This is a genomic window from Pseudomonas sp. TE6283 (genome assembly GCF_054060555.1).
In genome coordinates this window covers 423,947-450,936 of sequence record NZ_JBSSDH010000001.1, presented here as the reverse complement: position 1 = coordinate 450,936, position 26,990 = coordinate 423,947, and the positions used below count along the sequence as shown (strand labels likewise).

Genomic DNA, 26,990 nt, shown 5'->3' with positions numbered 1-26,990 from the left:
CCGCTTCAATCCGGCCAGGCATCGATCAGGTCACGCGCCTCGCGGCTCGACAGCGGCCGTTTCAGCCGCTGCGACAGCACCGCCATGGCCCGCGCGTGGCCCTTGGCGATCACTGCCTCGACCTGGTCGTCCAGGCACTGCAGGGCGATGAAGTCGCCCTGTTCCGGGGTGCCGACGTACTCGATGCGGTTCCAGCCGCTGGCATGCCCGAGCACTTCGTAGGTGCGCCCGTGCTGGTAGGTCCAGAAGAACGGCACGTCGTCGTAGCGGCGGCGCTCGCCGAGCATGTTGGCGGCGGCGATCACCCCATGCTGCTGGGCCAGGCGCCAGTGCTCGATGCGTACCGGGCGGCCGGCCAGAGGGAAAGTGGCGATATCGCCGGCCGCCCACAGGCCGTCGGCGGCCTGCAGATGGGCGTCCACTGTCAGTGAACGGTCCTCGGCCAGGGGCAGGTCGTGCAGATAACCGGTGGCCGGGCTGACGCCGGTGCCAAGCAGTACCAGCGGGGTTTCCAGGCGCTCGCCAGTGGCCAGCAACACGGCCTCGACCCGCTCCCGGCCTTCGAAGCCGCTCACCTCGGTCGGCCCGTGGAATACCACGCCCTTGCGCTCGTGCAGCTCGCGCAGGCTCTGGCCGATGCGCTCGCCCAGCTGTCGGGCCAGCGGGATGGCGTGGCGCGTGACCACATGCACCTGTAGGCCGTACTTGCGCAGGGCGCTGGCAGCCTCCAGGCCGATGAACCCATCGCCGACGATCACCACCGGCTGGCCTGGTTCGGCCAGGTCGAGCAGTTGCGCGGCATCCGTGCGCGAGCGCAGCACGCAGATACCGGGCAACTGCACGCCGGGGAGTTCGGGGCGTCTGGGTTTGCCGCCGGTGGCCAGCAGGGCGGCGTCGTATTTCAGCTTCTGGCCGTCGGCCAGGGTGAGCACGCGCTTGTCGGCATCCAGGGCGCGCACCTTGCCGTGCAAACGCTGCAGCTGGCCACGGCGCAGGGCGTCCGGGGCCAGCAGGGTCGGCACTTCGTCCACCGGCATCTGCCCGGCGATGACGAACTTGCTCAGGGCGGTGCGATCGTAGGCGTTCGGCTGTTCCTGGTCGATCCACAGCAGGCGCCCGGCAAAGCCATGCTCAAGCAGGGTGGCGATGGCGGCCGAGCCGGCGGCGCCGGCGCCCACCACGACGAAGGTGCGGGCGTCGCTGTGGCGCGGTGCCTCGGTTGCGGGCAGTGGCTGGTCGTCGACCCAGACCTGGCCATCCCTGAGCTGCACGGCATGGCGGCGCAGGCCGGCCAGGGCCGGCGGTTCGCATACCGCGCCCTCGTCCACGGCGAAGGCGGCCTTGTGCCAGGGGCAGATCAGCAGCCCACCACAGACCGCGCCTTGTTCGAGGGGCGCGCCCTCATGCGGGCAGTTGGCCTGGTAGGCCTTCACCAACTCGCCCTGGCGCACCAGGATGATCTCCTCGGTGCCGGCCTGGACGCGCAGGGGGCGGTGTTCCTCGAGCTGGTCGAGGCTGGCCACGGCGTGCAGGGTCATGGCGGATCTCCTCAGGCGTTGTGTTTCATTTGACGCCCTCCATGGGCCAGGACTGCGACGAGCCGACGATCGGAGGTGGTCATTACAGCTTTTCACAAAAACTTTAAATGAGACAAAATTGACTCAAATCGAATGTGTAAGTACCATTCGCGCCAAATTTAGTTAACGGCTCGGGTGAGTTCATGAGCAATTTGCGTGCAATAGGAATGGCCAGCTGGCTGGCAGTGGCTGTGGCCCTGGCCGGCTGCGGGGCGGCCGACGAACAGCAGGCCGGCGCTGAAACGGCGTTTCCGGTGGAAATCGTGACCGTGGCCGCCGAGCCACTGGCCTTGGCCTCGACCTTGCCAGGTCGGGTCGAGCCGATGCGGGTGGCCGAGGTACGTGCCCGGGTGGCCGGTATCGTCCTGCACAAGCGTTTCGAGGAAGGTGCCGACGTCAAGGCCGGCGATGTCCTGTTCCAGATCGACCCGGCGCCGTTCAAGGCGGCCCTGGCCCGCGCCGAGGCCGACCTGGCCCGGGCCCAGGCCGTGCAGCACGAAGCCCAGGCGCGGGTAAAACGCTATGAGCCGCTGGTGAAGATCGAAGCGGTCAGCCAGCAGGACTTCGACAGCGCCACCGCCGAGCTGCGCAGCGCCCAGGCCGCCGTGCGTTCGGCCCAGGCCGACGTGCAGACCGCGCGCCTGAACCTGGGCTACGCCACGGTCACCGCGCCGATTTCCGGACGCATTGGTCGCGCCCTGGCCACCGAAGGCGCGCTGGTCGGACAGGGCGATGCCACGCTGATGGCGCGCATCCAGCAGCTCGATCCGATCTATGTCGATTTCACTCAGTCTGCCGCCGATGCCCTGCGCCTGCGCCAGGCGCTCAAGGACGGTGCGTTGGCCGGTGGCGACGACAAGGCGCTGACGGCCCAGGTAGAAGGCACCGACTACCAGCGCCAGGGCGCGCTGATGTTCACCGACGTGGCGGTCGACCGCGGCACCGGTCAGGTCTCCCTGCGCGGGCGCTTCGACAATGCCGACGGCATTCTCCTGCCGGGCATGTACGTGCGCGTGCGCACTCCGCAGGGCACCGACCAGCAGGCGATCCTGGTGCCGCAACGGGCGGTGCAGCGCGGCAGCGATGGCGAGGCGCGGGTGCTGGTGGTTGGCACCGGCAGCCTGGCCGAGGCGCGCAGCGTGCGCACCGGCGTGATGCAGGGTTCGCGCTGGCAGATCGTCGAAGGCCTGCGCGGCGGTGAGCAGGTCATCGTCGGCAGCCCTGCCGGCCTGGCCCCGGGCATGCCCGTGGTGGCGCAGGCGCAGCCGGTCGCGGCGAAATAAGGCGAGGGAGGCGAGATGTCCAAGTTCTTCATCAATCGGCCGAACTTCGCCTGGGTCGTGGCGCTGTTCATTGCCCTGGCCGGCTTGCTGGTGATCCCCGCGTTGCCGGTGGCCCAGTACCCCAGCGTGGCACCGCCACAGATTTCCATCACCGCCAGCTATCCGGGGGCTTCGGCCAAGGTGCTGGTGGAGTCGGTGACCAGCATCATCGAGGAGTCGCTCAACGGCGCCAAGGGCCTGCTGTACTACGAGTCCACCAACAACTCCAACGGCGTCGCCGAGGTGCTGGTGACCTTCGAGCCCGGCACCAAGCCGGACATGGCCCAGGTGGATGTGCAGAACCGCCTGAAGAAGGCCGAGGCGCGCATGCCCCAGGCAGTGCTGACCCAGGGTCTGAAGGTCGAGCAGGCCAGCTCCGGCTTCCTGCTGATCTACGCCCTGACCAGCAAGGCCGGCGACCGCGGCGACACCACGGCCCTGGCCGACTACGCCGCGCGCAATATCAACAACGAACTGCTGCGCGTGCCGGGCGTGGGCAAGCTGCAGTTCTTCGCCTCCGAAGCGGCCATGCGGGTCTGGGTCGATCCGCAGAAACTGGTGGGCTATGGCCTGTCCATCGACGACATCAACAATGCCATCCGTGGCCAGAACGTCCAGGTACCGGCCGGCAGCTTCGGCAGCACGCCGGGCGCCAGCGAACAGGAGCTGACCGCGACCCTGGCGGTGCAGGGCACCCTCGATACGCCCGAGGCCTTCGCCGGTATCGTCCTGCGTGCCAACCCGGACGGCTCCAGCGTGCGCCTGGGCGATGTCGCGCGCCTGGCCATCGGCAGCGAGAACTACAACCTGTCCTCGCGCCTGGACGGCCACCCGGCCGTGGCCGGTGCGGTGCAGCTGGCGCCCGGTGCCAACGCCATCCAGACCGCGACGCTGGTCAAGGAGCGCCTGGCGGAGCTTGCGCAGTTCTTCCCCGAGGGCGTCGAGTACTCGGTGCCCTACGACACCTCGCGCTTCGTCGACGTGGCCATCGAGAAGGTCATCCACACCCTGATCGAAGCCATGGTGCTGGTGTTCCTGGTGATGTTCCTGTTCCTGCAGAACGTGCGCTACACCCTGATCCCGTCGATCGTGGTGCCGGTGTGCCTGCTGGGCACGCTGATGATCATGAAGCTGCTCGGCTTCTCGGTGAACATGATGACCATGTTCGGCATGGTGCTGGCCATCGGCATCCTGGTGGACGATGCCATCGTGGTGGTGGAGAACGTCGAGCGGCTGATGGCCGAGGAGGGCCTGTCGCCGGTGGACGCGACCATCAAGGCGATGGGGCAGGTGTCCGGGGCGATCATCGGCATCACCCTGGTGCTGGCGGCGGTGTTCCTGCCGCTGGCGTTCATGTCAGGATCCGTGGGGGTGATCTACCAGCAGTTCTCGGTGTCGCTGGCGGTGTCGATCCTGTTCTCCGGCTTCCTCGCCCTGACCTTCACCCCGGCGCTGTGCGCCACGCTGCTCAAGCCGGTGCCCCATGGCCACCATGAGAAGGGCGGTTTCTTCGGTGCCTTCAACCGCGCCTTCGTCCGGGTGACCGAGCGCTACTCGGTGATGAACAGCGCCCTGGTGGCCCGTGCCGGTCGCTGGATGCTGGCCTACGTCGGCATCCTGGTGGTGCTCGGCTACTCCTACCTGCGCCTGCCAGAGGCCTTCGTGCCATCCGAGGACCTGGGCTACAGCATTGTCGACGTACAGCTGCCGCCGGGTGCCAGCCGTGTACGTACCGACCACACTGCCGAGGCGCTGGAGCAGTTCCTGTTGTCCCGCGAGGCGACGGCCAGCTCGTTCATCGTCAGCGGCTTCAGCTTCTCGGGCCAGGGTGACAACGCCGCGCTGGCGTTCCCCACCTTCAAAGACTGGTCCGTGCGCGGCCCCGAGCAATCGGCGGAGGCGGAAACCGCCGCCATCAATGCCCAGTTCGCGGCCAATGGCGATGGCACCATCACCGCGGTCATGCCGCCGCCGATCGACGGCCTGGGCAACTCCGGCGGTTTCGCCCTGCGCCTGATGGACCGTGGCGGCCTGGGCCGCGAAGCATTGCTGGCGGCCCGTGACCAGCTGCTGGCCCGCGCCAACGGCAACCCGGTGATCCTCTACGCGATGATGGAAGGCCTGGCCGAGGCGCCGCAACTGCGCGTGCAGATCGACCGCGAGAAGGCCCGCGCCCTGGGCGTGAGCTTCGAAACCATCAACAGCACCCTGGCCACCGCTTTCGGTTCGGCGGTGATCAACGACTTCACCAACGCCGGGCGCCAGCAGCGCGTGGTGGTGCAGGCCGAGCAGGGCGAGCGCATGACCCCGGAAAGCGTGCTGCGCCTGTATGCCCCGAATACCGGAGGCGAACAGGTGCCGTTCAGCGCCTTCGTCACCACGAAATGGGAAGAGGGCCCGGTGCAGTTGGTGCGCTACAACGGCTATCCGTCGATCCGCATCGCCGGTGACGCCGCGCCCGGCCACAGCACCGGCCAGGCAATGGCCGAGATGGAACGCCTGGTCAGCGAACTGCCGCCTGGCATCGGCTATGCCTGGACGGGCCTCTCGTACCAGGAGAAGGTCTCCAGCGGCCAGGCCACGGCCCTGTTCGCCCTGGCCATCCTGGTGGTGTTCCTGCTGCTGGTGGCACTGTACGAAAGCTGGGCGATCCCGCTGACGGTAATGCTGATCGTGCCGATCGGCGCCTTGGGCGCGGTGTGGGCGGTGATGCTCACCGGCCTGCCCAACGATGTGTACTTCAAGGTTGGCCTGATCACCATCATTGGCCTGGCGGCTAAGAACGCGATCCTGATCGTCGAGTTCGCCAAGGAGTTGTGGGAGAAGGGCTACAGCTTGAGCGACGCCGCCATCGAGGCCGCGCGCCTGCGCTTCCGCCCGATCGTGATGACCTCCATGGCCTTCATCCTCGGCGTAGTGCCGCTGGCCATCGCCACCGGCGCCGGCGCGGCCAGCCAGCGCGCCATCGGTACCGGGGTGATCGGCGGCATGCTCAGCGCCACCTTGCTGGGCGTGGTGTTCGTGCCGATCTGTTTCGTGTTCGTGCTCAAGCTGCTCAAGCGCAAGCCAGCCCCCGTGCAACACGCTGTCGAGGTAACCCAGTGATGCTCATGCGCAATCTTGCAATTCCGTTCGCGCTGGCCGTCACCTTGGCCGGCTGCTCCCTGGCACCGACCTACCAGCGCCCCGAGGCGCCGGTGGCAGCCGAGTGGGGCGATGCCGCCGGCCATCACGGCAAGGCGGTGGAGCAGTTGGACTGGCAGGGGTTCATCGTCGACCCGTCCCTGCGCCAGCTGGTGGGTACCGCGCTGGACAACAACCGTTCGCTGCGCCAGACCCTGCTGGATATCGAGCAGGCCCGCGCGCAGTACCGCATCCAGCGTGCCGACCGGTTCCCGGGCTTGAATGCCGGGGTTTCGGGCAACCGCCAGCATTTGCCGGCGGACCTGTCGAGCAACGGTCGCGAGGGTGTGAGCAGTACTTACCAGGTGGGCCTGTCGCTGCCGGAGTACGAGGTCGATCTGTTCGGTCGGGTGAAGAGCCTGAGTGACGCGGCCCTGGAACAGTACCTGGCCACCGAGGAAGTTGGCCGCGCCGCGCGCATTGCCCTGATCGCTGAGGTAAGCCAGGCCTACCTGACCCTGGACGGCGCCGAGCGGCGCCTGGCGCTGACCCGCCAGACCCTGGCCAGCCGCGAGGATTCGCTGGCCCTGGTCGGCCAGCGGCGCACTGCCGGCACGGCCACGGCGCTGGATCACCAGGAGGCGCTGGGGCTGGTCGAACAGTCGCGGGCCGAGCTCGAAGGCATCGTGCGCGAGCAGCGCCAGGCCTACAACGCCCTGGTGCTGCTGCTGGGCAGCGCGGACGCGGCCACGGCGATCCCGGCCGCGCGCAGCGAGGCGCCGCTGGTCCTGCAGGACATCGCTCCGGGCGCGCCGTCGGCGTTGATCGAACGCCGTCCGGACATCCTCGCCGCCGAGCACCGGCTGCGGGCGCGCAATGCCGATATCGGCGCGGCGCGGGCGGCGTTCTTCCCGCGGATCAGCCTGACCGGCAGCTTCGGTACTTCCAGTGCACAGATGTCCGGGCTGTTCGACGGTGGTTCGCGCAGCTGGAGCTTCATGCCGCAGCTGTCGCTGCCGCTGTTCGATGCCGGGCGCAACAAGGCCGGCCTGAGCCTGGCCGAAGCGCGCAAGGATTCGGCGGTGGCGGCGTATGAAGGCACGATCCAGACCGCCTTCCGCGAAGTCGCCGACGCCCTGGCCGCCACCGACACCCTGCGCCGCGAGGAAGCGGCGCGCCGGGCCCTGGCCGACACCAGCCGGGCGACCGTGGCGCTGGCCAAGGCGCGCTACGAGGGCGGGGTGGACAGCCACCTGCGTTACCTGGATGCGCAGCGCAACGGCTATGTCAACGAAGCGGCGTTCATCGAGGCCAGTACCCAACGCCAGCTGGCATTGGTCGATCTGTTCCGTGCCCTGGGCGGTGGTTGGCCGGGCAAGGGCTGAAAAACTCCTTTGGTTGGGGATTCCAACCGCTTGGCCCCGGGGAATTTTGCCCGGGGCTTTTTTTGCCTCTAAGAATGGGGTAGGCAGGGCCGACGAAATCGCGGGGCAAGCCCGCTCCCACAGAGCACGCGTATTTCTGCGGGAGTGGGCTTTCGTGGGAGCGGGCTTGCCCCGCGATCGAGGTGTTAATCCTGCAGCAGATCCGGGCTGTTGAAGTTACTCAATCGCGGGTCGTCCTCTATACACTCCAGCCCCTGGACATTCGCTTGTAGCAAGGTCTTCTGCAAACTCCGCTCACCCGCCTGCCAGGCCTGCTCCAGCAGCGGCAGCAACCGCCGTGGCAGCACATTGAACATCGGCTGCCAGTACCCGCCCTGGCGCACCATGGCCGGGCTGTCGTGGGCCACCGCCAGGGCCAGCAGGTTCTCGATCAAGGCCCGATCGATCAGCGGCGCATCGCAGGCCAGCACCACCACCCATTCATGCCGTGCCACCTTGAGCCCGCTGATGACCCCGGCCAGCGGACCAGGAAAGTCCGCATCGGCATCGTTGACGAGTTGGTCGGCATACGCCGCATAGGCCGCCTGGTTGCGGTTGCAGGAGATCACAAGATCATCGCTGAGTGCCCGCACGGCACGTTGCACATGGGCCACCAGCGGCTCGCCGCGCCAGGCCACCAGGCCCTTGTCGCGGCCGCCCATGCGCTGGCCACGGCCTCCGGCGAGGATGAGGATGGAACAGGGGGGGAGGGCGTCAGGCATGAAAAAGGGTTCCGGGCAGTCAATGCCGGGAACCCTCCCATTTACCGCGGGGCTTGTCCAGTCAGGCCTCGTGGGTGGCTGCTTCGGCCGTCCTTGTCCGGCCACGCCCGGCCAGGCGCATCACCACGACGAAGAACACCGGCACGAACACCACGGCGAAAGTGGCGCTGAGCATGCCGCCGATCACCCCGGTGCCGATCGCCTGCTGGCTGGCCGAGCTGGCGCCGCTGGCGATGGCCAGGGGCACCACGCCGAGGATGAACGCCAGCGAGGTCATCACGATCGGGCGCAGGCGCAGGCGCGCGGCCTGAATCGCGGCGTCCACCGCGTCGTGGCCCTGGTCGACCAGGGCCTTGGCGAACTCGATGATCAGGATGGCGTTCTTCGCCGACAGGCCGATCAGGGTGATCAGGCCAACCTTGAAGTACACATCGTTGGGCATCCCGCGCAGGGTCACCGCAAGCACCGCGCCAAGCACGCCCAGGGGCACCACCAGCAGCACCGCGGTGGGGATCGACCAGCTTTCGTACAGCGCCGCCAGGCACAGGAACACCACCAGCAGCGACAGCGCCATCAGCAGCGGGGCCTGGCTGCCAGACAGACGCTCCTGCAGCGACAGGCCGGTCCATTCCAGGCCGGCGCCGGCCGGCAGCTGGGCAACCAGATGTTCGACCTCGGCCATGGCCTCGCCCGAGCTGTGGCCGGCCGCCGGCTCGCCGGAGATCGACACCGCCGGGTAGCCGTTGTAGCGGGTCAGCTGCACCGGACCGGACTGCCAGTGGGCGCTGACGAAGGCGCCGAGGGGCACCATCTTGCCGCTGTTGTTGCGCACGTGGATCTTCAGCAGGTCCTCGACCTGGCTGCGCCGGTCGCCTTCGGCCTGCACCACCACCCGCTGCATGCGGCCCTGGTTGGGGAAGTCGTTGACATAGTTGGAACCCACGGCGGTGTCCAGCACCGCGCCGATGTCGGCGAACGACACGCCCAGGGCATTGGCCTGGCGCCGATCGATTTCCAGTTCCACCTGGGGGCTTTCGGCCAGCGAGGCTTCGCGCACGTTGACCAGTACCTTGCTCTTGCGCGCCGCCTCCAGCAACTGGTCGCGGGCTTGCATGAGCGCGGTGTGCCCCATGCCGCCACGGTCCTGCAGGCGGAACTCGAAGCCGGTCGACTCGCCCAGGCCGTCCACCGGCGGTGGCAGCACCGCGTAGGCGATGGCGTCCTTGAGCTGGGTGAAGGCCAGGGTGGCGCGGTCGGCGATGGACTGCGCGCTGTCGTCGCCACCGCGTTCGGACCAGTCCTTGAGCGTGGTAAAGGCCAGCGCCGCGTTCTGGCCGCTGCCGGAGAAGCTGAAGCCTAGGATCAGCGTGGTGTTGGCCACGCCCGGTTCTTCGGCGTTGTGCGCCTCGATCTGCCGGGCCACCTCGATGGTGCGCGCCTGGCTGGCGCCTGGCGGCAGCTGGATATCGGTGATGGTGTAGCCCTGGTCCTCGGTGGGCAGGAAGGCGGTGGGCAACTGGCTGAAGCCGTAGCCGAGCACCGCCAGCAGCACGGCATACACCAGCAGGTAGCGGCCGCTGCGGGCCAGGGCGTGGGTCACCCAGCGCTGGTAGCCGTTGCTCATGCCCTCGAAGCGGCGGTTGAACCAGCCGAAGAAACCCTTGCGCTCATGGTGCTCGCCCTTTTCCAAGGGCTTGAGCAGGGTGGCGCACAGGGCCGGGGTCAGGCTCAGGGCGAGGAACGCCGAGAACAGGATCGACACCGCCATCGACACCGAGAACTGCTGGTAGATCACGCCCACCGAGCCTTTCATGAAGGCCATCGGCAGGAACACCGCCACCAGCACCAGGGTGATGCCGACGATGGCGCCACTGATCTGGCCCATGGCCTTGCGTGTGGCTTCCTTGGGCGGCAGGCCTTCCTCGGCCATGATCCGCTCGACGTTCTCTACCACGACGATGGCGTCGTCGACCAGGATGCCGATCGCCAGCACCATGCCGAACAGGGTCAGCACGTTGATCGAGAAGCCCAGCGCGTTCATCACCGCGAAGGTGCCCATCAGCGCCACCGGCACCACCAGGGTCGGGATCAGGGTGTAGCGGAAGTTCTGCAGGAACAGGAACATCACCGCGAACACCAGCACCATGGCCTCGACAAGGGTGTTGATCACCTGCTTGATCGAGACCTTGACGAACGGCGAGGTGTCGTAGGGGATGTCGTATTTCACCCCGGCCGGGAAGTAGCGCGCCAGCTCGTCGAGCTTCTGCTTGACCAGGCCCGCGGTTTCCATGGCGTTGGCGCCGGGCGACAGCTTGACGCTGAAGGCGCTGGTGGCCTTGCCGTTCAGGCGCGTGCCGTACTGGTACTCCTGGGCGCCGATCTCGACCCGGGCGACATCGCCGACGGTGACGGTCGAGCCGTCGGTGTTCGCGCGCAGGACGATGGCGGCGAATTCCTCGGGGGTGCTCAGCTGGCCCTTGACCACCACGTTGGCGGTGATCTCCTGGGTCGGCCGGCTGGGCAGGTCACCGATGCTGCCGGGGGCGACCTGGGCGTTCTGCGCGGCGATGGCTTCGGCCACGTCGTTGGGCGTGAGGTTGAAGCCGACCAGCTTGGCCGGGTCGATCCAGATGCGCATGGCCCTCTCCGAGCCGTACAGCTGCGCCTTGCCGACGCCCTTGATGCGGCGGATCTCGTTCATCACGTTGCGCGCGAGGATGTCCGACAGGGCGATCTCGTCGAGGTTGCCGTCCTCGGAGGTGAGGGTGGCCAGCAGCAGGAAGCCGGTGGACACCTTTTCCACCTGCAGGCCTTGCTGGGTCACCGGGCGCGGCAGGCGCGACTCGATCACCTTGAGGCGGTTCTGCACATCGACCTGGGCCATGTCCGGGTTGGTGCCGGGCTGGAAGCTGGCGGTGATGGTGGCGCTGCCCAGGCTGCTCTGCGACTCGAAGTAGAGCAGGTTGTCGGCACCGTTGAGCTCCTGCTCGATGATGCTGACCACGCTCTCGTCCATGGTCGCCGCCGAGGCGCCCGGGTAGACGGCGTAGATTTCCACCTGCGGCGGCGCCACGTCGGGGTACTGGGCCACCGGCAACTGCGGGATGGCCAGGGCGCCGACCAGGAGGATGAAGAGGGCGACCACCCAGGCGAATACCGGGCGGTCGATGAAGAACTGCGGCATGGATCAGGCCCTCATTGGCCGGTGTGTTGGGCGACCGCGGAGGCGCCCGGTTGCTCGTCGATCTGGACCTGGTCGCCGGCCTTGACGTGTTGCAGGCCCTCGACCACCACCCGATCACCCGGGGCCAGGCCCTCGCTGACGATCCAGCGATCACCCTGGGCGCTGCCCAAAACCACCTGGCGTTCGCTGATGCGCTTCTGCGGGTCGACCAGCAGCACCTTGGGCACGCCGGCGCTGTCGCGCAGGATGGCGCGTTGCGGCACGCTGATGCCCTGGGGTTGCACCGCCTGGTCCAGGCGCACGCGCACATAGCTGCCCGGCAGCAGGTCGAGGTCGGGGTTGGGGAATTCGCTGCGCAGGGTGATCTGGTTGGTGCTCGGGTCGACACTGATGTCCGAGAACAGCAGCTTGCCGGCCAGCGGGTAGGCGCTGCCGTCGTCCTGGATCAGCGTGGCCTTGACCTGGTCCTGGCCGACCTGGCGCAGTTCGCCGGCGCGCAAGGCGCGGCGCAGGGCATTGAGCTCGCGGGTAGACTGGGTGACGTCGGCGTGGATCGGGTTCAACTGCTGGATGGTGGCCAGCGGCGTGGTTTCGTTCTGTCCGACCAGCGCGCCCTCGGTCACCAGGGCACGGCCGATGCGTCCGGAGATCGGCGCGGTGACGGTGGCGTAGCCCAGGTTCAGGCGCGCCCGTTCCAGCGCCGCCTTGGCTTCGCCGACCGCGGCATCGGCCTGGAGGAAGGCGGCGCGGGCGTTGTCGTACTCCTGACGGCTGACCGCCTTGTCGTCGACCAGTTCGCGGTAACGCTGTTCCTGCAGGCGGGCCTGGTACAGGGTTGCCTCGGCCTTGGCCAGGGTGGCGCGGGCGCTGTCGAAGTCGGCCTTGAATGGCGCCGGGTCGATCAGGAACAAGACGTCGCCCTGCTTGACGTCGCTGCCTTCGCGGTACACCCGCTTGAGCACCACGCCGGCTACCCGGGCGCGCACCTCGGCGGTACGCGGCGCGAGGATGCGGCCGCTCAGTTCAGTGCTGATCGCCAGTGGCTGCACGGCCAGGGTCTCGACCCGGACCTGGGAAGGCGGGGCCTGTTCTTCCTGTTCGGCGGCGTCGTTGCAACCGGCCAGGGAAAGGGTGATCAGCGCCAGCAGCGCCAAGGGGCGCAGGCGCGAAGGGCAGGGAATGGACATACGGATCTTCCAGGTTTGATCCAGCGTATGCTAAAGCAGCCGTCCGGGTGGCGGCTGTTAAGCTGTGTTGGGCGTGTGTGAAAAAGTGTGAACAATCGGCGGTGGCCCGCGCGGGATTCTATATCCTGCCTTACTTCAATCTTTCGTCAAATCCCCTTATGCCGAACATTCTCCTGGTCGAAGACGACAGCGCGTTGTCCGAACTGATCGCCAGCTACCTGCAACGCAACGATTTCCATGTCCGGGTGATTGCCCGCGGCGACCATGTGCTGGACGAGTTCCGCCGCCAGAAACCGGACCTGGTGATCCTCGACCTGATGCTGCCGGGCCTCGACGGCCTGCAGGTGTGCCGCCTGCTGCGCCAGGAGAGCCAGGGCCTGCCGATCCTCATGCTGACCGCCCGTGACGACAGCCACGACCAGGTGCTGGGGTTGGAAATGGGCGCCGACGACTACGTCACCAAACCGTGCGAACCCCGGGTGCTGCTGGCCAGGGTGCGTACCCTGCTGCGCCGCAGCAGCGTCAACGAGCCGCGCCTGGACAGCGACCTGATCCAGGTCGGCGGCCTGCGCATCGACCTGGCCGAGCGCACGGTCAGCTGGCGCGGCGAGGAGGTGGAACTGTCCAGCGGCGAGTACAACCTGCTGGTGGTGCTGGCGCGCAACGCCGGCGAGGTGATGAGCCGCGACCGTATCCTGCAGCAGTTGCGCGGCATCGAGTTCAACGGCACCGACCGTTCGGTGGACGTGGCCATCTCCAAGCTGCGCCGACGCTTCGACGACAGCGCCGGCGAAGCGCGCAAGATCAAGACCGTGTGGGGCAAGGGGTATCTGTTCAGCCGGGTCGAGTGGGAGTACTGACAGGCCATGCTCAAGATCCTGGTGCGGTTGTACCTGGTGATCATCGTCGCCTATGCCGGGGCGATCGCGTTGATCCCCGACACCATCGTCGGGTTGTTCCATGAGCGCTTCATGGCCTACAACCTCGAGCAGGCCAAGGGCGTGCAGACCCTGATCGTGCGCCAGTTCCAGCAGGCGCCGCAGGAGCAGTGGCCGGCAGTGGAAAAAGACCTGGCCGGGGTGTTCAAACCGTTGCAAGTGCGCCTGTTGCGCATGGACGATGCCGACTTGAGCAGCGAGGAGAAAGCCCGGCTCGAACATGGCCTGTTCGCGGTGCGCATGGCCGACTGGGGCTACTACGAAACGGTGCTGGCGCCGCTGGATTCGCAATGGCTGGTGCGCCTGCATTCGCCGGACGACCCGCTGGACATCAACGTGCTGTCCTGGGGCGTGACCGTGCTGATCGGCGCGGCCATGCTTGGCTGCCTGCTGTTGTGGGTGTGGCCGCACTGGCGCGACCTCGAACGGCTGAAGGACACTGCCCGGCGTCTGGGGCGCGGGGAGATGTCAGAACGTACGCATATCTCGCCTCGCTCGAACATCGGTGAACTGGCCGGGGTGTTCGACACCATGGCCAGCGATCTGGAACGCCACGTCAACCAGCAGCGCGAACTGCTCAACGCGGTTTCCCACGAGCTGCGCACGCCGTTGACACGCCTGGACTTCGGCCTGGTGCTGCTGTTCGACGAGGTGCCGCCGGCCAGCCGCAAGCGTCTACTGGGGCTGGTGGGCCATGTGCGCGAACTGGACGAACTGGTGCTCGAACTGCTCTCCTACAGCCGCCTGGACAGCGTCGACCAGGCCCGGGAACGGGTCGAGGTGTCGTTGCTGGAACTGGTGGACAGCGTGCTCGGCAGCTTCGCCGAGGAGCTCGACAACCGTGGCATTCGCTGGGAGGTGCGCTGCGAAACCGACCTGCCGCGTTTCGTCCTCGACCCGCGGCTGACCGCCCGCGCCGTGCAGAACCTGGTGCGCAACGCCATGCGCTACTGCGATGAAAGCCTGCTGCTGCGCCTGCGCCGGGAAGAGGACGGCGCTTGCCTGGTGACAGTGGAAGACGACGGCATCGGCATCCCGACCGAGGAGCGTGAGCGGATCTTCCAGCCGTTCTATCGCCTGGACCGCAGCCGTGACCGCAATACCGGCGGGTTCGGGCTGGGGCTGGCGATCAGCCGGCGGGCCATCGAAGGGCAGGGCGGCACACTGACCGTGGCGCAGTCGGCGCTGGGCGGGGCGCAGTTCAGGATTCGTTTGCCAGCCGGGTAGTCCACAGGACGAAGCGGTCCTTGCCGGTGTGCTTGGCCTCGTACAACGCCTGGTCCGCCCTGATCAGCGCCAGGCTCAGGGTATCGCCGCTGTCAATCCGGGCCAGGCCGATGCTGATGGTCACCGGGTGCGCAGACAGGTCCTCGCGCACTCTCTGGCACAGCGCGGCGACCTGCTGCTTGGCGCTGGTTTCGTTCAGCCCCTGGAAGAAAATCGCGAATTCCTCGCCACCCAGCCGAGCGATCTCGTAGCCGATCATCGCCGCCTTGATATGCGCCGCCACGCGCTTGAGCACTTCGTCGCCGATGTCATGGCCGAAGCGGTCGTTGACCTGCTTGAAATTGTCGATGTCGATCATCGCCAGGAACTGCCCGGCATCCGCCTGGCGCAGCTGCTTTCCGGCCTTGGCCATGAACGAGCGGCGGTTGGGGATTTCGGTCAGGGCGTCGATGTAGGCCTGCTCCAGCAGCACGTTGGTCAGGTAGAAATTGTGCAGCTTGGCCTGGCGGATGCGCAGGTAGCTGTAGGTCACCAGGCCGCTGAGGAATACCCCGTAGCTGATCAGCATCGCGCCCTCAAGCTCCAGGGCCTCGATACGCGTGTGGAAGAACGGGTTGAGCATGAGCCAGGTGATGCCCAGGGCGCAGAAGAATGACCAGCGCCGCACCGGCAGCACCGAGACGGCGTAGAGCACCGTCGAGACCCCGAGCACCAGCCACACCGGGCGCAGAACGATCGGAATGCCCTCGATCACCAGGCGCATGGCCAGGGTGATCACCGCCACGAACAACAGGTTGAGCACGTCGAAATGCTGGCTCTTGCGGGTAAAGCCCAGGACCACGCAGAGGCTGCACAACAGGGCGATGAACACCCCCGACAGCCAGGTGAAACCCTGGCCGCCCAGGTAGCTGACGATCAGGTCGAAGATCAGCCAGATGGCGATGCCGATGCAGAAGATCAGCAGGCAGAAGCGGCGCATGGCCTCGAATTCGTGCTGGCGGAACTCGGCGCGCAGGGCGGCGGGGGCGACCTGTTGGCGGATGTGGGCTTCGAGGGTCTTGTACATGGAGGCGATGGTGGCCTTGAAATTGTTGTCTGTTATGCCTTCCAGGGCTGTGAGGTCTCTGTGGGAGCGGCCTTGTGTCGCGAAAGGGCAGCTCCTACAACGAGCTTGGTTTCAGCACATCCTTGGCCCAGGGCCGGTAGCGCAGTGCGAACACAGCTTCGGCGTGGCAGCCTCCGCTCAGCGCCGGCTGCGCCGGTTCGGCGCGGAACGGTTGCCCAGGCGGGCTGACCTGGCGAAACGCCTCGCGCACGATACCCACCTGGCAGGGCAGGGCCTGTTCATAGCCCTGGCGCACCAGCGGCGCCAGGCGACCGGTGCCGGCACCATCCTGCCACCACACGTTCAGGCCAAGGCTCGCCAACTGCTCCAGCCACGCACCATTGACCCGTGGCGACAGCTGGCCGGCGCTGAAGGCACTGATATGCAAGGGCTTGTCCAATTGCCGATTGAACGCCTGCAATTGTGTGTAGAGGGCACCGCGCCTGGCTGCATCGCGAAAGTGCAGGTCGTCCAGCTCCAGCGGCAGGTACCAGCCGGACACCGGCAGCGCCCAGTCGGTCTTGAGCTGCTGGTACTGGGTGAGGGAGCGGCCCAACTGCGCCTTGAAGTAGCTGTTCAGGCCTTCACCGTCGAGCTGTTCGAGCCGCTGGTAGTAGGCCGGATCCATGTACAGCCCCAGCACCAGCTCCAGCCCCTGGGCCTGCGCCTCGCGCAGGCTGCCGGCAAGCCAGCCGTGGGCGCCGCCAAAGTCGCTGTCGCCGTAGGCGCTCCATTGCACGATCAGGGTCGTGCCACCCTGGGCCCTGGTGGCGCGCCACAGTTGTTGCCACTGGGCGGGGGTGACGCTGGCATCACGGTCGAGCGGTTGATAGAACAGGCGCTGGTCGGCCTGGGCGGGCAGGCACAGGGCGAGCAGGCAGAGAGCCAGAAAGGTACGCATCAGAAGTTCATCTCCACACCCAGCAGCACGCCGTTGGCGCGCTCGTAGAGGTTGCCGCCCAGCGCCTGCTGGTACTCGGCGCGCACTTTCAGCGAGCCACGGTAGGCGTTGTAGCGGTCGTCGTCGAACCACCACTGCCAGCGCACGCCGACCCCGGCGCGGGCGTCCTGGCGCCAGTCGTTGCTTGGATCCTGGCTTGAGAACTCGAGGAAGCCGTAGGGCATGATCGTCTGCGGCGACCGGCTCGGCAGTTTCCAGGCATGGCCCTGCTGGAAGCGCGACAGCCAGGCATGATCGCCCGCCCGGGTCCACCAGGCGGCGTCGAGGTAGAGGAAGCGCTCGTCCCAGTCGTCTTCGTCGATACGCCAGTCATTGCGGTACCGGCCCTGGTCGAGGAACGAGGCGGTGGCACGCAGCAGCAGGTCGTTGCTCGATTCGGCGTTGTGGCGCAGGTCGCCCCAGTTGCCGCCGACCTTCGCCGGGCTGAGCAGCTCGCCCAGGCTCAGGCCGCTGTAGTGCGTGCTGTCGATCTGGCGCTGGTGGTAGAGCTCGGCGTACAGGTTGAGGTTGGCCTGTCCGAGCGGTTTGTAGCGCAGGCCGACGCCGGTGCCCATGCTCTGGGCGTAGTCGGTGCGGCTCTGGCCACCGAACAGCACGCGGCCATAGACCGAAAGCGTGCTGCCGTTGCGGCTGGGCTCCTCGCCCACGGCGTGGTCCCACATCGCCAGCTGCACGTTCTGCGATTGTGCCCGGCGGGAGCTGCCGGCGCGCGCGCCGTTGTCGAGAAACTTATCGTTGGTCGAGGTACCGGCTGGCGACCAGGTGCTGGCCAGGGTGACGCTGTCGCGGCGCGACAGGGCTTCATGGGCACGGCGCTGGCGGTACTTGCGCGCCTCCAGGCTGCCGTATTCGTCGTCGCCGTCGACCAGGTTGCGCTCCACGTCCAGCACCCGGCGCAACTCGCGGCGGGCCGAGGCGCTGTCCTCGGCCTCGTCGTAGCGCAGGGCCAGGGTCTCGCCCAGGCGGTAGTCCTCGGGGAAGTCGCGGGTGGCGCGCTCCAGATAGGGGATGGACTGGCGCCGTTGCTGCTTGTCCGTCGAGCCGGCCAGGCGCATGCCGTAGTCGGCGCGGTAGCGCGGCTGATCCGGCGCCAGGCGCACGGCGTCGGCCAGCCAGGCGGTGCTCTGGGCGCTGTCGCCGGCCTGCTGGGCGGTGCCGGCGGCGGCGTAGTAGTGATCGGCGCGCGGGGTGTGGCGCAGGGCTTCGCGCTGGAAGGCCAGGGCCTGCTGGGCGTCGCCCTGGCGCTGGGCAATGGCGGCGCCCAGGGCCCAGTCGTCGGCACTGAGGTGCGCGGCCGCGTCCCAGTGACGGCGGGCGACATTGGCGTCGCCAGCGTTCAAGGCACCACGCGCCGCGGTCAGGCGAGCATTGTCGGTCCATGCGTCGACCGGCAGGCTGTTCCAGATCGGCAGCGCCGCCTCGGAGTCGCCCGAGGCCTCCAGTGCGTAGGCCAGGGGCAGGCGGCTGGCGGTGTCGCCCAGGCGTTCGGCGACCTGGTAGTAGACCACGGCTTCGCCGGGCTGGTCGGGCATGGCGCAGCGGCCCAGGGCACGATACTGTCCGGCTTCGCTCGGGTTGGCCGGGGTCGCCTTGCGCACCGCGTCGCACTGGCCGGCCTCGGCCAGGCGGGCGAGCAACTGACCCCGTGTGGCGGCATCCACTTGCGGCACCAGGGCGTGCATGCGCGGGGTATCCAGCGGACCGTCGTTGCGCGCATAGAGGTTGCCCAGGCGTTGCAGCAGCGAGGGCGTCAATCGGCCCTGTCGGCGGTCGTAGGCGTTCTCCAGCAAATGCCGGGCGTGTTCGGCCTGGCCGCGTTCAAGCAGCATGAACGTGGCCTGTTCCAGCGCCGCCAGGTCGCCGGTCTGGCGGTAGCGTTGTTCCCACTGCGCCGCCGTGCGTGGTTGCGGCGGCTGCGCGGGGTCACCGTACAGGCGTTGCTTGAGGATGGCGTAGCTGCGTGGATTGTCGTGGGCCTCGCACTGGCCAAGCTGCTCGCGGGCCAGCTTCAGGTCCTTGTGCGACAGCCAGTCGACGGTCTCCAGGCACGGGCGCTGCAATTCATTGCTCAACTGGCGCACCAGCGCCGCGTCGTCGCCCTCGCGGGCCAGTTCCCAGAGTTGCCGGCGCTGTTCGGGATGTTGCAGTTGGTCGGCCGGCAGGCTCTGCAGCCAGCGCTCGGCCTGCTGGTTGTGGCCCATGGCGATGGCGCGGTTGGCCATGGCCAGGCGGGCATGGGTCGCCGCCTCCTGGGAAGGCGCGCTGGCCAGCAGCTTGTTCAGGCCCTTTTCATCGACCTGCTGGATATAGGCATTGGCCAGGCGCTGCCAGTCCTGCGCCGGCAGTTCGCCCTTGTCGGCCAGGGGTTGCAGTTGGTCGATGGTCTCGCCCCAGTTGCGCAGCTGCTCGGCGAAGTTGGCCCGGGTCATGCGCAATACCATGCCGTCGTCGCGCACCGGCAACTGGTTGAGCCATTCCAAGGCCTTGGCCGCGCCACCGAACTTGGCCAGGCTGACGCTGTAGGCCTGCCACAGGCGCACCCGCTGCTGGCCCTGGCTGTCGGCCAGCCAGGCCTCCACCTGGCTCGCCGCGGGCGGGTCCTGCTCGATCCAGGTCAAGCGCAGTTCGAGCAGGGCGTCGGCGTGCTCGGGGTTGTCGTCGAGGTCCTCGGCGATGGCCTCGGCCTCCTTGTAGCGACGCTGATGGGCCAGGGCCTCGGCCAGCAGGGCGCGGGCCTCGTTGTTGTTGGGCACGCGCCCCAGTACGTGACGGGTCAGGCGCTCGACCTCCGCCCAGTTGTCCTTCTGCGCCTCCCGGTAGCCACGTTCCATGAACGGGTAGCTGGTGAAACGCTGGAAATCGGTCATCGGCTTGGTCGGCGCGGCCAGGGTGGAAGAGCACAGCAGCAGGCTGGCGAGGGTCAGGGAAAGACGGGGCGTCATGCCACCTCCCGGGTCAGTTCATAGGCGGCTTGCTGTTCGCTGGCCTGCTCGGCGAGGGCTTGCTGCAGCACCTCTTCGGTAATGATGCCGCGGGCGATCAGGTGCTCGCCCAGGCTCTGCTGCTCGGGGTTGAAGTCGATCAGCGCCTGGTTGAACAGGGTCACCGGCACCATGCCGCGCACCTGCAGTAGCGTGCCGAGCATCACCTGGTGGATGCCGACCTGCTCCAGCAGGGTGGCGTCGTCCTGATGGCGCTCGAGCACCGCGAGCATTTCGCGGGTCTCGGGCTTTTGCCAGGGGCTTGGGTAGTGGTAGCGCAGGCCGAGGGTGACCCGCCCCTGCGGCGCCAGGCGGGCGCGTACCGGGCGCTTGAGCTGCCGGCTGATCACGCCCAGCGAAACCTGGCTGACCGGACTCTCGCTGGCCAGCACCAGGGTGTCGCCGTCCTCGTCCACCGGCAGCACGCCGTAGTGGGTGGCGAGCTTGCGCGGCAGCTTGGCGATCAACGCAGGTTCAATCTTGAATGGATTCAGCGGCGCCCAGGGCAGGTCCAGCTGCTCGGCCAGGGTCTCGACCAGTTGCTCGCTGCTCAGCCAGCCGCGCAGCAGCAACTCGCGACCCAGGCGCCGGCGCACCGGGCTGGTGATGGCCTGCTCAAGCTGGGTTTCGCTGATCAGGCCCTTTTCCACCAGTCGTTGGCCCAGCGGTGTGCGCGCAGGCGCGGCGAGTGCGGGGAACTCGTGGGTGGTCTTGTCCCAGGCCACCCGCCGCGAATCGCCCATTTCCATCACCTGGCGCAGGGCGCGCAGGTTGGCGAAGAAGTTGACGAAGTTGCTCCACATCATCCGCGGCGCCGACAGCAGGCCCTCGAAGATGCCGTAGTAGCGGGTGACGAACCAGAAACGCTGGAACAGGCGGTTGAACAGCAGCAGGCCGTTGAGCCACAGCAGGGTGCTCAGCAGCTTGCTGTCGCTGAGGATCGACATGAAGCGCCACGACTCCGGCGCGATCACCGTCACCAGCCACATCGCCAGCAGCACCAGCAGCAACAGGTTGACCAAGAAGCTCAGCAGGTAGGCGAACAGCCCGCGGCGGTCGCGCCAGAGGAAGTAGTTGAGCGCCCCCTTGCGGCTCCAGCCGAGGTTGCTGGTGCCCTGGAACACGATGCCGACGATCCACCGCGATTTTTGCCGGATGGCGTGCTGCCAGTCCCGCGGGAAGTGCTCGCGCACGCAGATCACCTGGGCGAACTCGCGGCTCATGCCGGGGCGCCAGTCCTGCTTGAGGGCCAGCGCCGGGTCGGTGATGGAGTAGCGGGCGAAGATGCACTTCATGCCCTTGTGCTTGAGACGAAAACCAATGTCGTAGTCCTCGGTCAGGCTCTGCACATCGAAGGCTATGCCGTCGCCGTCCTCGAGCAGGGCGCTGATCGCCCGGCGGCTGAAGCAGGTGCCGACCCCGGCGCTGGGCACCTGGCCGGTGAGCGCTTCGCGCACGATGACATCCTTGCCGTGGTTCTCGGCGAACTCGTCGACATAATGGCCGGCGGTGAAGCCTTTCCATTCCGGTGCGTAGGGGTACACCGGAATCTGGATCATGTCCTTGTTCGGCAGCAGGTAGTTGAACAGGCGCAGTTCCATCGGCGAGATGACGTCTTCGGCGTCATGCAGGATGAAACCGGCGAACTCGATGCGCGCGTCCTGCTGGAAGCGCAGGATGGCGTCGATGATGTTGTTCAGGCAGTCGGCCTTGCTGGTCGGGCCGGGGCGGGCGCAGACCACCTTGTGCACGTTGGGGTAGTGCAGGCAGACGGCGTCGACGTCGGCCTGGGTCTGCGGGTCGTTGGGGTAGGTGCCGACGAAGATCTGGTAGTTCTCGTAGTCGATGGTCGAGGCCGCCAGGCGCGCCATCTCGCCGACCACGCCGACCTCGTTCCAGGCCGGCACCATGATCGCCAGGGGCTTTTCCGGCACCTCGAACAGGCGTTTCTCGTCGGCCTTGTCGAACTTGTCGTAGATCCGAAAGCGCCGGATCAGCTTGCGGCCCCAGTAGCACAGGTCGATGAACAGGTCGTCCAGGCCGAGCACGAACATCAGTGTCGCCAGGATGATGGCAAGGATCTTCAGGCCGAACAGGACATAGGTGAGGAAATCGATGAAGGCCAGGCTCATGCGTTGTCCCGTGCGGCGGATTGCTCGGCGAACCAGCGGCTCAGGCGTTCGGCGATGCGCTCGCTGGCGTGGCCGTCGCCGAAGGGGGTGAACACCTGCGCCATGCGCGCGTAGGCCGCCGGGTCGTCGAGCAATTGGCTGGTCTCGTGGACGATGCGCTCGGTCAGGGTGCCGACCAGCTTGACCGTGCCACCCTTGAGCACGGCGGGGCGCTCGGTGACCTTGCGCAGCACCAGCACCGGCTTGCCCAGGGCCGGCGCCTCTTCCTGCACGCCGCCGGAGTCGGTGAGGATGATATGGGCGCGGTTCATCAGCCAGACGAAGTGCGGGTAGTCCTGGGGGGCGACCAGGTGGATGTTGTCGCGCCCGGACAGCACGCTGTACACCGCGTGCTGCACCTGCGGGTTGAGGTGCACGGGGTAGAGGAACTGCACGTCCGGGTAGCGCAAGGCCAGTTCGGCCAGGGCCAGGCAGATGCGTTCGAAGCCGCTGCCGAAGTTCTCCCGGCGGTGGCCGGTGATCAGCACCATGCGTTGGTCGTCGCGCAGCACATTGAGCGGGGATTCGGGGGCGGGGCGCCAGTTATCGCGGTGCAGCTTGTCGCGCATCCACAGCAGGGCGTCGATCACCGTGTTGCCGGTGACCTCGATATGCTCGGGCGGTACGCCTTCGCGGATCAGGTTGGCGTCGGAGTCGCGGGTGGGGGTGAAGTGCAGGTCGGCGAGCACGCCGGTCAAGCGCCGGTTGGCTTCCTCGGGCCAGGGCTGCTGCAGGTTGCCGGTACGCAGGCCGGCCTCGACATGGCCGATGGGGATATGCCGGTGGAAGGCCGCCAGCGAGGCGATGAAGCTGGTGGTCGTATCGCCGTGGACCAGCACGATATCGGGCTTGACCTGCTCGTAGGCGCGGTCGAGCTTGTCCAGCAGGTCGCGGGACAGGCCGTTGAGGGTCTGGTTCTGGGTCATCACCTGCAGGTCCTGGTCGACCGTGAGGCCGAAGGCGGTAAGGACCTGTTCGAGCATTTCGCGGTGCTGGCCGGTGGAGCAGATATGCAAGTCGACCTCGGGCCAGTCGCGCAGGACGCGGGCCAGCGGGGCCATCTTGATCGCTTCGGGGCGGGTACCGAATACCATCATCACGGTGTAAGCCATCGTGTAGTTCCTCGTTCGATTCCCTGGACGAAGTTGTACGACGTGTCGCCGCTTGCCAGTCATAGATACAAGCAGTCGATCACGGGGTTGTCCAATGCGTGGCCTACGCCGGACGGTGCGCTGCAGGCGCTTGCGGAAGTGCCATGGAGGCGGGGGTCGTGTCGGCAATGTCGAGGCCGAACGCCAGGGAGGGGTGGTGCGGAAACGTTTATGCTAGCTTTTCTTGATTGAACGGTCAGTCAATAAAGTATTTCCGGCTTTTTCTTACAGCCTTCTTCTTGTAGCTTTGTAGGTCTTTTCTTCAGGGAGTAGAACATGCAAGGCAAGGCGCGCAAGGTCGTCCAGGCCATCCTGTACGAGGCCATCGCCGTGGCCTGCGTGGCGCCGGCGCTGGAGCTGGCGTTCGGTGCCGGCATGGCCCAGTCCACCGTGCTGTCGATCCTCATGTCGGGCATCGCCATGAGCTGGAACATGGCCTACAACTGGGCGTTCGAGCGCTGGGAGGCGCGCCAGCGCCAGCGCAGCCGCACCTTCCTGCGGCGCCTGCTGCATGCCCTGGGCTTCGAGGGCGGGCTGGTGCTGATCCTGCTGCCGCTGGTGGCCTACTGGCTGGACATCGGGCTGTGGGCGGCGCTGGTGACCAACCTGGCGTTGTTCATGTTCTTCTTCGTCTATGCGTTCGTGTTCCAGTGGGGGTTCGACAAGGTCTTCGATGTGCCGGTATCGGCGCAGGAAGCGGCCAAGGGGTGCTGATATCAGGGCTTTTTCCCACAAGTCACCGGGTTCCCCTCAGCCCCACGCATCGCCAATAATCTCCGTTCAACCATGCCAGACCCGCACCGATGCCGCGTCCGATCATCCTGCCGCTCGCCGAGAACTACCGCCATGGCGAGCACATCGCGCCGCACTGTCATGACCGCGCCCAGTTGATCCACGCGATCAGTGGCGTGGTTACGGTCAGTGCCCGCGAAGGCAGCTGGGTGGTCCCCCCGGGGCGTGGGGTGTGGGTGCCAGCGGCGGTCGAGCACGAGCTGCGCATGGCCGGCGTCGTGCGCATGCGTACCTTGTTCGTCGAACCCGACGCGCGCCCGGACCTGCCGCGCCAGTGCCAGGTGATCGAGATCTCGCCGCTGTTGCGCGAGCTGATCATCCGCGCCATGGACATCGCCCCCGACCATCCGGCCCAGGGCCGCGAGGCACGGATCATGCAACTGATCCTCGACGAACTGCGCGTGCTGCCGGTATTCGCCCTGCATGTGCCCAGTCCGCATTCGGCGCACCTGCAAGGCCTGTGCGAGGCCCTGCGCCAGGCACTGTCCGAGGACTGGAGCCTGGCCCGTGCCGCGTCCCACAGCGGCCTCAATCCGCGCACCCTGACCCGTGCCTTCCAGCGCGAGACCGGCCTGAGCCTGGTGCAATGGCTGCGGCGCATGCGCCTGCTGGCAAGCCTGGATGCCCTGGCGGCCGGGCAGTCGGTGCTGGCGGTGGCGCTGGACCTGGGCTATGACAGCCCCAGTGCCTTCAGCGCGATGTTCCGCCGCACCCTCGGGGTATCGCCGTCGGTCTACTTCGGCAGGGCCGTGGAGCGCTGGTAGGCCAGCCCCGGCGCCTCGTCCCAGCCGCCACCCAAGGCCGTGAACAGGTTCACCTCGGCGAGCAACTGCGCCAGGCGGTCGCTGATCAGGCCCTGCTGGGCGCTGAACAGCGAGCGCTGGGCGTCGAGGAAGGTCAGGCTGCTGTCGATACCGGTGCGGTAGCGGTTCTCGGCCAGGTCGTGGTAGCGCTGGCTGGCTTCGACCAGGTCGCGCTGGGCCTGCAACTGCTGCTGGAAGGTGCTGCGCGCCGCCAGGCCGTCGGCCACTTCCTGGAAGGCGGTCTGGATCGACTTCTCGTAGCGCGCCACCTGCATGTCCTTCTGCAACTTGGCGTAATCGAGACTGGCACGCAGGCTGCCGGCGTTGAACAGCGGCAGGTTGACCTGCGGCTGGAACAGCCAGGTGCCACTGCCGGCGTCGAACAGGTCGGCCAGCTCGCGGCTGCTGCTGCCGGCGTTGGCGGTCAGGCTGATGCTCGGGAAGAACGCTGCCCGCGCCGCGCCGATATTGGCGTTGGCGGCCTGCAACTGGTACTCGGCTTGACGGATGTCCGGGCGGCGCTGCAGCAGGTCGGCGGGCAGGCCGGCGGGGACCCTGGCAATCTGTTCGGCGGCCAGCGGCAATGCCGGCAGGTGTTCGTCGATCTGCGTGCCGACCAGGCGCTGCAACTGGTTGAGGTCCTGGGCGGCCAAGCGGGTGTAGCGCGCCACGGCGGCGCGGGTGCTGTCGACGCGGGTGGTGGCCTGGATCTGGTCGAGCGCCGACAGCGTGCCGGTGCGGCGTTGACGCTGGGTCAGGCGCAGGCTCTTCTCGTCGGCTTGCAGGGTCTGGCGCGACAGGGCCAGCAATTCCTGGTCGGCACGCCAGGTCAGGTAGGCGCCGGCGACGCTGCTGAGCAGGCTGAGCTCGGCGCCACGCCGTGCCTCGTCGGTAGCCAGGTAGCTGAGCAGCGCCTGGTCGCTGAGGCTGCGCAATCGACCGAACAGGTCCAGTTCATAGGCGCTGATGCCAACGGTGGCCGATTGCTGGGTGCTGATCATGCCTTCGCCGCCGGTGCGCCGCCGTGGCAGGTACTGGCGTGTGCCCTGGGCGTTGGCCGCGATCTTCGGCAGCAGCTCGGCGCGCTGGATGCGGTACTGGGCGCGGTAGGCCTCGGCGTTGAGCACGGCCACGCGCAGGTCGCGGTTGTTGGCCAGCGCGGTGTCGAGCAACTGGCGCAGCACCGGGTCTTGGAACACCCCGCGCCAGTCGCCGGTCAGGTCCGTGGCGGGTGGCCCGCCCCGGTAGGCGACGCCCGTGGGGTACTGCTCGGCGCTGGGCGAAGGTGGGCGCTGGTAGTCGGGGGCGAGGCTGCAACCGGTCAGAACGAGAGCAAGCAAGGGCAGGGCGATTCGCGGCATGACAGGGTCTCTGGGATCAGGTGCCGGCCATCCAGCGGGCCAGGCCATGGCGTCCGCTGACGCCGAGCTTGGCGGTGGCGCGTTTCAGGTAGGTCTCGATCGAGCTGTTCTTCACATTCAAGCGCTGGGCCATCTGCGGCACGGTGGCTCCGGTGAGCAGGCCAATGCACACTTCCTGCTCGCGGGTGGACAGGCGGATTGCCTCCTGCTCCAGGCGCTCGATGAAGACCTGGCGCAGCGAGCCGGCCTCATCCGCCTGCACGCTGCCCGGACGACGCTGGGCCGTCTGCAGGAACAGCTGGGCATGGTGCTCGACCAATGGCAGCAGGGTGTCGGACAGGCGCTTGAGCAGCGACAGTTCGGCCAGGGAGAACATCCGCTCGCTGCGCTGGCGATGGCAGCAGATGACCCAGCGCCGGTCGCCGCTGCGCGACACCAGGTTGCACTGGTGCACGGGGGCGTTTATCTGGATCAGCAAGGGGTCTTCCATGCGCATGATGCTTTGCAGCAGGGGATGGCGCAGCTGCGCTTGCGCGGGCGTCGCCTCGGGCAGGCCGGCGCTGCCCAGTACCTTGACCTGGCGGATGTTGGCCTGGTCGCTGTCAAGGGTCCACTCGCTGAGATCGAGCCGATGGATCGGCACCTGGTCGTCGATCAGCTGGAACATCTGTTCGGCGAAGGTGGCATCGCCGGTGCTGGCAACCAGTGCCCCCAATTGCAGGTACAGGTGCGGGTCGTGGCGGTGTTCGAGGCTGTCGATCAGCTTCATGTCGTCGTCTTCCTTGATCCGGTAACGCGGTGGGTCTCGCGGTCGAGTCCTCTCTGTGCTGGGGCTTGGCGCTATTGAATAGCAGGCTCCGAGCCTGCGTCTGTAGCGGAAAGCGGGGACAGGAAATGCCAATTAATCCGACAAGAAAAGTCGGTATTTCCCTGGGCTCATGCACTCTGAATTGATGGATTG

Annotated in this window: 18 protein-coding genes; 7 read left to right on the top strand and 11 right to left on the bottom strand. The window is 67.3% G+C overall.

What is annotated here, in order from left to right:
- Positions 1–5: 5 nt before the first annotated feature.
- A complete protein-coding gene (locus ACVWZ5_RS02230) occupies positions 6–1,538 on the bottom strand; it encodes an FAD-dependent oxidoreductase (RefSeq protein ID WP_062573629.1) in 1,533 nt (510 codons plus the stop codon).
- Positions 1,539–1,720: 182 nt separating this feature from the next.
- Between ACVWZ5_RS02230 and ACVWZ5_RS02225 the strand changes: the two genes are divergently transcribed.
- Genes ACVWZ5_RS02225 through ACVWZ5_RS02215 form a run of 3 tightly spaced genes read left to right on the top strand, consistent with a single transcriptional unit; the run spans position 1,721 to position 7,407 of the window.
- A complete protein-coding gene (locus tag ACVWZ5_RS02225) occupies positions 1,721–2,860 on the top strand; it encodes a MexC family multidrug efflux RND transporter periplasmic adaptor subunit (RefSeq protein ID WP_457340383.1) in 1,140 nt (379 codons plus the stop codon).
- A gap of 15 nt (positions 2,861–2,875) precedes the next feature.
- Positions 2,876–6,004: a multidrug efflux RND transporter permease subunit gene (locus ACVWZ5_RS02220; RefSeq protein WP_457340382.1), complete on the top strand. Its 3,129-nt coding sequence runs from the start codon at positions 2,876–2,878 to the stop codon at positions 6,002–6,004.
- Positions 6,004–7,407, top strand: a complete 1,404-nt coding sequence (locus ACVWZ5_RS02215) for an efflux transporter outer membrane subunit (protein WP_457340381.1) — start codon at positions 6,004–6,006, stop codon at positions 7,405–7,407. Before ACVWZ5_RS02220 ends, ACVWZ5_RS02215 begins: the two co-directional genes overlap by 1 nt.
- A 185-nt stretch (positions 7,408–7,592) precedes the next feature.
- On the opposite strand, the gene mobA is transcribed toward ACVWZ5_RS02215, so the two are convergent.
- The 3 genes from mobA to ACVWZ5_RS02200 form a co-directional block, all read right to left on the bottom strand.
- The gene (gene mobA / locus ACVWZ5_RS02210; protein ID WP_062573632.1) at positions 7,593–8,168 is read right to left on the bottom strand and encodes a molybdenum cofactor guanylyltransferase MobA; all 576 of its coding nucleotides are present in this window, start codon (positions 8,166–8,168) and stop codon (positions 7,593–7,595) included.
- 61 nt (positions 8,169–8,229) lie between these two features.
- Positions 8,230–11,352 (bottom strand): efflux RND transporter permease subunit, encoded by a 3,123-nt coding sequence (locus ACVWZ5_RS02205; protein ID WP_062573633.1) that lies wholly within the window; start codon positions 11,350–11,352, stop codon positions 8,230–8,232.
- Positions 11,353–11,363: 11 nt separating this feature from the next.
- Positions 11,364–12,539: an efflux RND transporter periplasmic adaptor subunit gene (locus ACVWZ5_RS02200; protein ID WP_457340380.1), complete on the bottom strand. Its 1,176-nt coding sequence runs from the start codon at positions 12,537–12,539 to the stop codon at positions 11,364–11,366.
- 158 nt (positions 12,540–12,697) lie between these two features.
- On the opposite strand from ACVWZ5_RS02200, the gene ACVWZ5_RS02195 reads away from it, so the two are divergent.
- Both ACVWZ5_RS02195 and ACVWZ5_RS02190 read left to right on the top strand, forming a co-directional pair.
- Positions 12,698–13,399 carry a response regulator transcription factor gene (locus ACVWZ5_RS02195; protein ID WP_062360827.1) on the top strand — a complete coding sequence of 234 codons (702 nt, stop codon included), beginning with the start codon at positions 12,698–12,700 and terminating at the stop codon, positions 13,397–13,399.
- Between the two features lie 6 nt (positions 13,400–13,405).
- A complete protein-coding gene (locus ACVWZ5_RS02190) occupies positions 13,406–14,704 on the top strand; it encodes an ATP-binding protein (protein ID WP_062573635.1) in 1,299 nt (432 codons plus the stop codon).
- Here ACVWZ5_RS02190 and ACVWZ5_RS02185 read toward each other — a convergent pair.
- The 5 genes from ACVWZ5_RS02185 to wecB form a co-directional block, all read right to left on the bottom strand.
- Entirely contained in the window at positions 14,679–15,770 is a 1,092-nt protein-coding gene (locus ACVWZ5_RS02185) for a GGDEF domain-containing protein (RefSeq protein WP_096048100.1), read from the bottom strand. The genes ACVWZ5_RS02190 and ACVWZ5_RS02185 overlap by 26 nt on opposite strands.
- 94 nt (positions 15,771–15,864) lie before the next feature.
- Entirely contained in the window at positions 15,865–16,710 is an 846-nt protein-coding gene (locus ACVWZ5_RS02180; protein WP_343580714.1) for a DUF4434 family protein, read from the bottom strand.
- On the bottom strand, positions 16,710–19,712 hold the full coding sequence (locus ACVWZ5_RS02175; RefSeq protein ID WP_457340379.1) for a phage receptor: 3,003 nt from the start codon (positions 19,710–19,712) through the stop codon (positions 16,710–16,712). The genes ACVWZ5_RS02180 and ACVWZ5_RS02175 overlap by 1 nt, the downstream gene beginning before the upstream one ends.
- Positions 19,709–21,883, bottom strand: coding sequence for a cyclic di-3',5'-guanylate-activated glycosyltransferase NfrB (nfrB, locus tag ACVWZ5_RS02170; RefSeq protein WP_062573639.1), 2,175 nt, complete (start codon positions 21,881–21,883; stop codon positions 19,709–19,711). The genes ACVWZ5_RS02175 and nfrB overlap by 4 nt, the downstream gene beginning before the upstream one ends.
- On the bottom strand, positions 21,880–23,034 hold the full coding sequence (wecB, locus tag ACVWZ5_RS02165) for a non-hydrolyzing UDP-N-acetylglucosamine 2-epimerase (protein ID WP_062573640.1): 1,155 nt from the start codon (positions 23,032–23,034) through the stop codon (positions 21,880–21,882). The genes nfrB and wecB overlap by 4 nt, the downstream gene beginning before the upstream one ends.
- Before the next feature lie 315 nt (positions 23,035–23,349).
- On the opposite strand from wecB, the gene ACVWZ5_RS02160 reads away from it, so the two are divergent.
- Both ACVWZ5_RS02160 and ACVWZ5_RS02155 read left to right on the top strand, forming a co-directional pair.
- Complete coding sequence (locus ACVWZ5_RS02160; protein ID WP_062573641.1) at positions 23,350–23,787, top strand: PACE efflux transporter; 438 nt, start codon at positions 23,350–23,352, stop codon at positions 23,785–23,787.
- A gap of 89 nt (positions 23,788–23,876) precedes the next feature.
- Positions 23,877–24,629: an AraC family transcriptional regulator gene (locus ACVWZ5_RS02155; RefSeq protein WP_062573642.1), complete on the top strand. Its 753-nt coding sequence runs from the start codon at positions 23,877–23,879 to the stop codon at positions 24,627–24,629.
- Here ACVWZ5_RS02155 and ACVWZ5_RS02150 read toward each other — a convergent pair.
- Both ACVWZ5_RS02150 and ACVWZ5_RS02145 read right to left on the bottom strand, forming a co-directional pair.
- Entirely contained in the window at positions 24,599–26,029 is a 1,431-nt protein-coding gene (locus ACVWZ5_RS02150; RefSeq protein ID WP_457340378.1) for an efflux transporter outer membrane subunit, read from the bottom strand. The genes ACVWZ5_RS02155 and ACVWZ5_RS02150 overlap by 31 nt on opposite strands.
- 16 nt (positions 26,030–26,045) lie before the next feature.
- Positions 26,046–26,798, bottom strand: a complete 753-nt coding sequence (locus ACVWZ5_RS02145) for a helix-turn-helix transcriptional regulator (protein WP_336196666.1) — start codon at positions 26,796–26,798, stop codon at positions 26,046–26,048.
- Positions 26,799–26,990 lie beyond the last annotated feature (192 nt).

Coding starts and splice junctions, on each gene's coding strand:
- ACVWZ5_RS02230 (WP_062573629.1), bottom strand. CDS start 1,538: ATGACCCTGCACGCCGTGGCCAGCCTCGACCAGCTCGAGGAACACCGC.
- ACVWZ5_RS02225 (WP_457340383.1), top strand. CDS start 1,721: ATGAGCAATTTGCGTGCAATAGGAATGGCCAGCTGGCTGGCAGTGGCT.
- ACVWZ5_RS02220 (WP_457340382.1), top strand. CDS start 2,876: ATGTCCAAGTTCTTCATCAATCGGCCGAACTTCGCCTGGGTCGTGGCG.
- ACVWZ5_RS02215 (WP_457340381.1), top strand. CDS start 6,004: ATGCTCATGCGCAATCTTGCAATTCCGTTCGCGCTGGCCGTCACCTTG.
- mobA (WP_062573632.1), bottom strand. CDS start 8,168: ATGCCTGACGCCCTCCCCCCCTGTTCCATCCTCATCCTCGCCGGAGGC.
- ACVWZ5_RS02205 (WP_062573633.1), bottom strand. CDS start 11,352: ATGCCGCAGTTCTTCATCGACCGCCCGGTATTCGCCTGGGTGGTCGCC.
- ACVWZ5_RS02200 (WP_457340380.1), bottom strand. CDS start 12,539: ATGTCCATTCCCTGCCCTTCGCGCCTGCGCCCCTTGGCGCTGCTGGCG.
- ACVWZ5_RS02195 (WP_062360827.1), top strand. CDS start 12,698: ATGCCGAACATTCTCCTGGTCGAAGACGACAGCGCGTTGTCCGAACTG.
- ACVWZ5_RS02190 (WP_062573635.1), top strand. CDS start 13,406: ATGCTCAAGATCCTGGTGCGGTTGTACCTGGTGATCATCGTCGCCTAT.
- ACVWZ5_RS02185 (WP_096048100.1), bottom strand. CDS start 15,770: ATGTACAAGACCCTCGAAGCCCACATCCGCCAACAGGTCGCCCCCGCC.
- ACVWZ5_RS02180 (WP_343580714.1), bottom strand. CDS start 16,710: ATGCGTACCTTTCTGGCTCTCTGCCTGCTCGCCCTGTGCCTGCCCGCC.
- ACVWZ5_RS02175 (WP_457340379.1), bottom strand. CDS start 19,712: ATGACGCCCCGTCTTTCCCTGACCCTCGCCAGCCTGCTGCTGTGCTCT.
- nfrB (WP_062573639.1), bottom strand. CDS start 21,883: ATGAGCCTGGCCTTCATCGATTTCCTCACCTATGTCCTGTTCGGCCTG.
- wecB (WP_062573640.1), bottom strand. CDS start 23,034: ATGGCTTACACCGTGATGATGGTATTCGGTACCCGCCCCGAAGCGATC.
- ACVWZ5_RS02160 (WP_062573641.1), top strand. CDS start 23,350: ATGCAAGGCAAGGCGCGCAAGGTCGTCCAGGCCATCCTGTACGAGGCC.
- ACVWZ5_RS02155 (WP_062573642.1), top strand. CDS start 23,877: ATGCCGCGTCCGATCATCCTGCCGCTCGCCGAGAACTACCGCCATGGC.
- ACVWZ5_RS02150 (WP_457340378.1), bottom strand. CDS start 26,029: ATGCCGCGAATCGCCCTGCCCTTGCTTGCTCTCGTTCTGACCGGTTGC.
- ACVWZ5_RS02145 (WP_336196666.1), bottom strand. CDS start 26,798: ATGAAGCTGATCGACAGCCTCGAACACCGCCACGACCCGCACCTGTAC.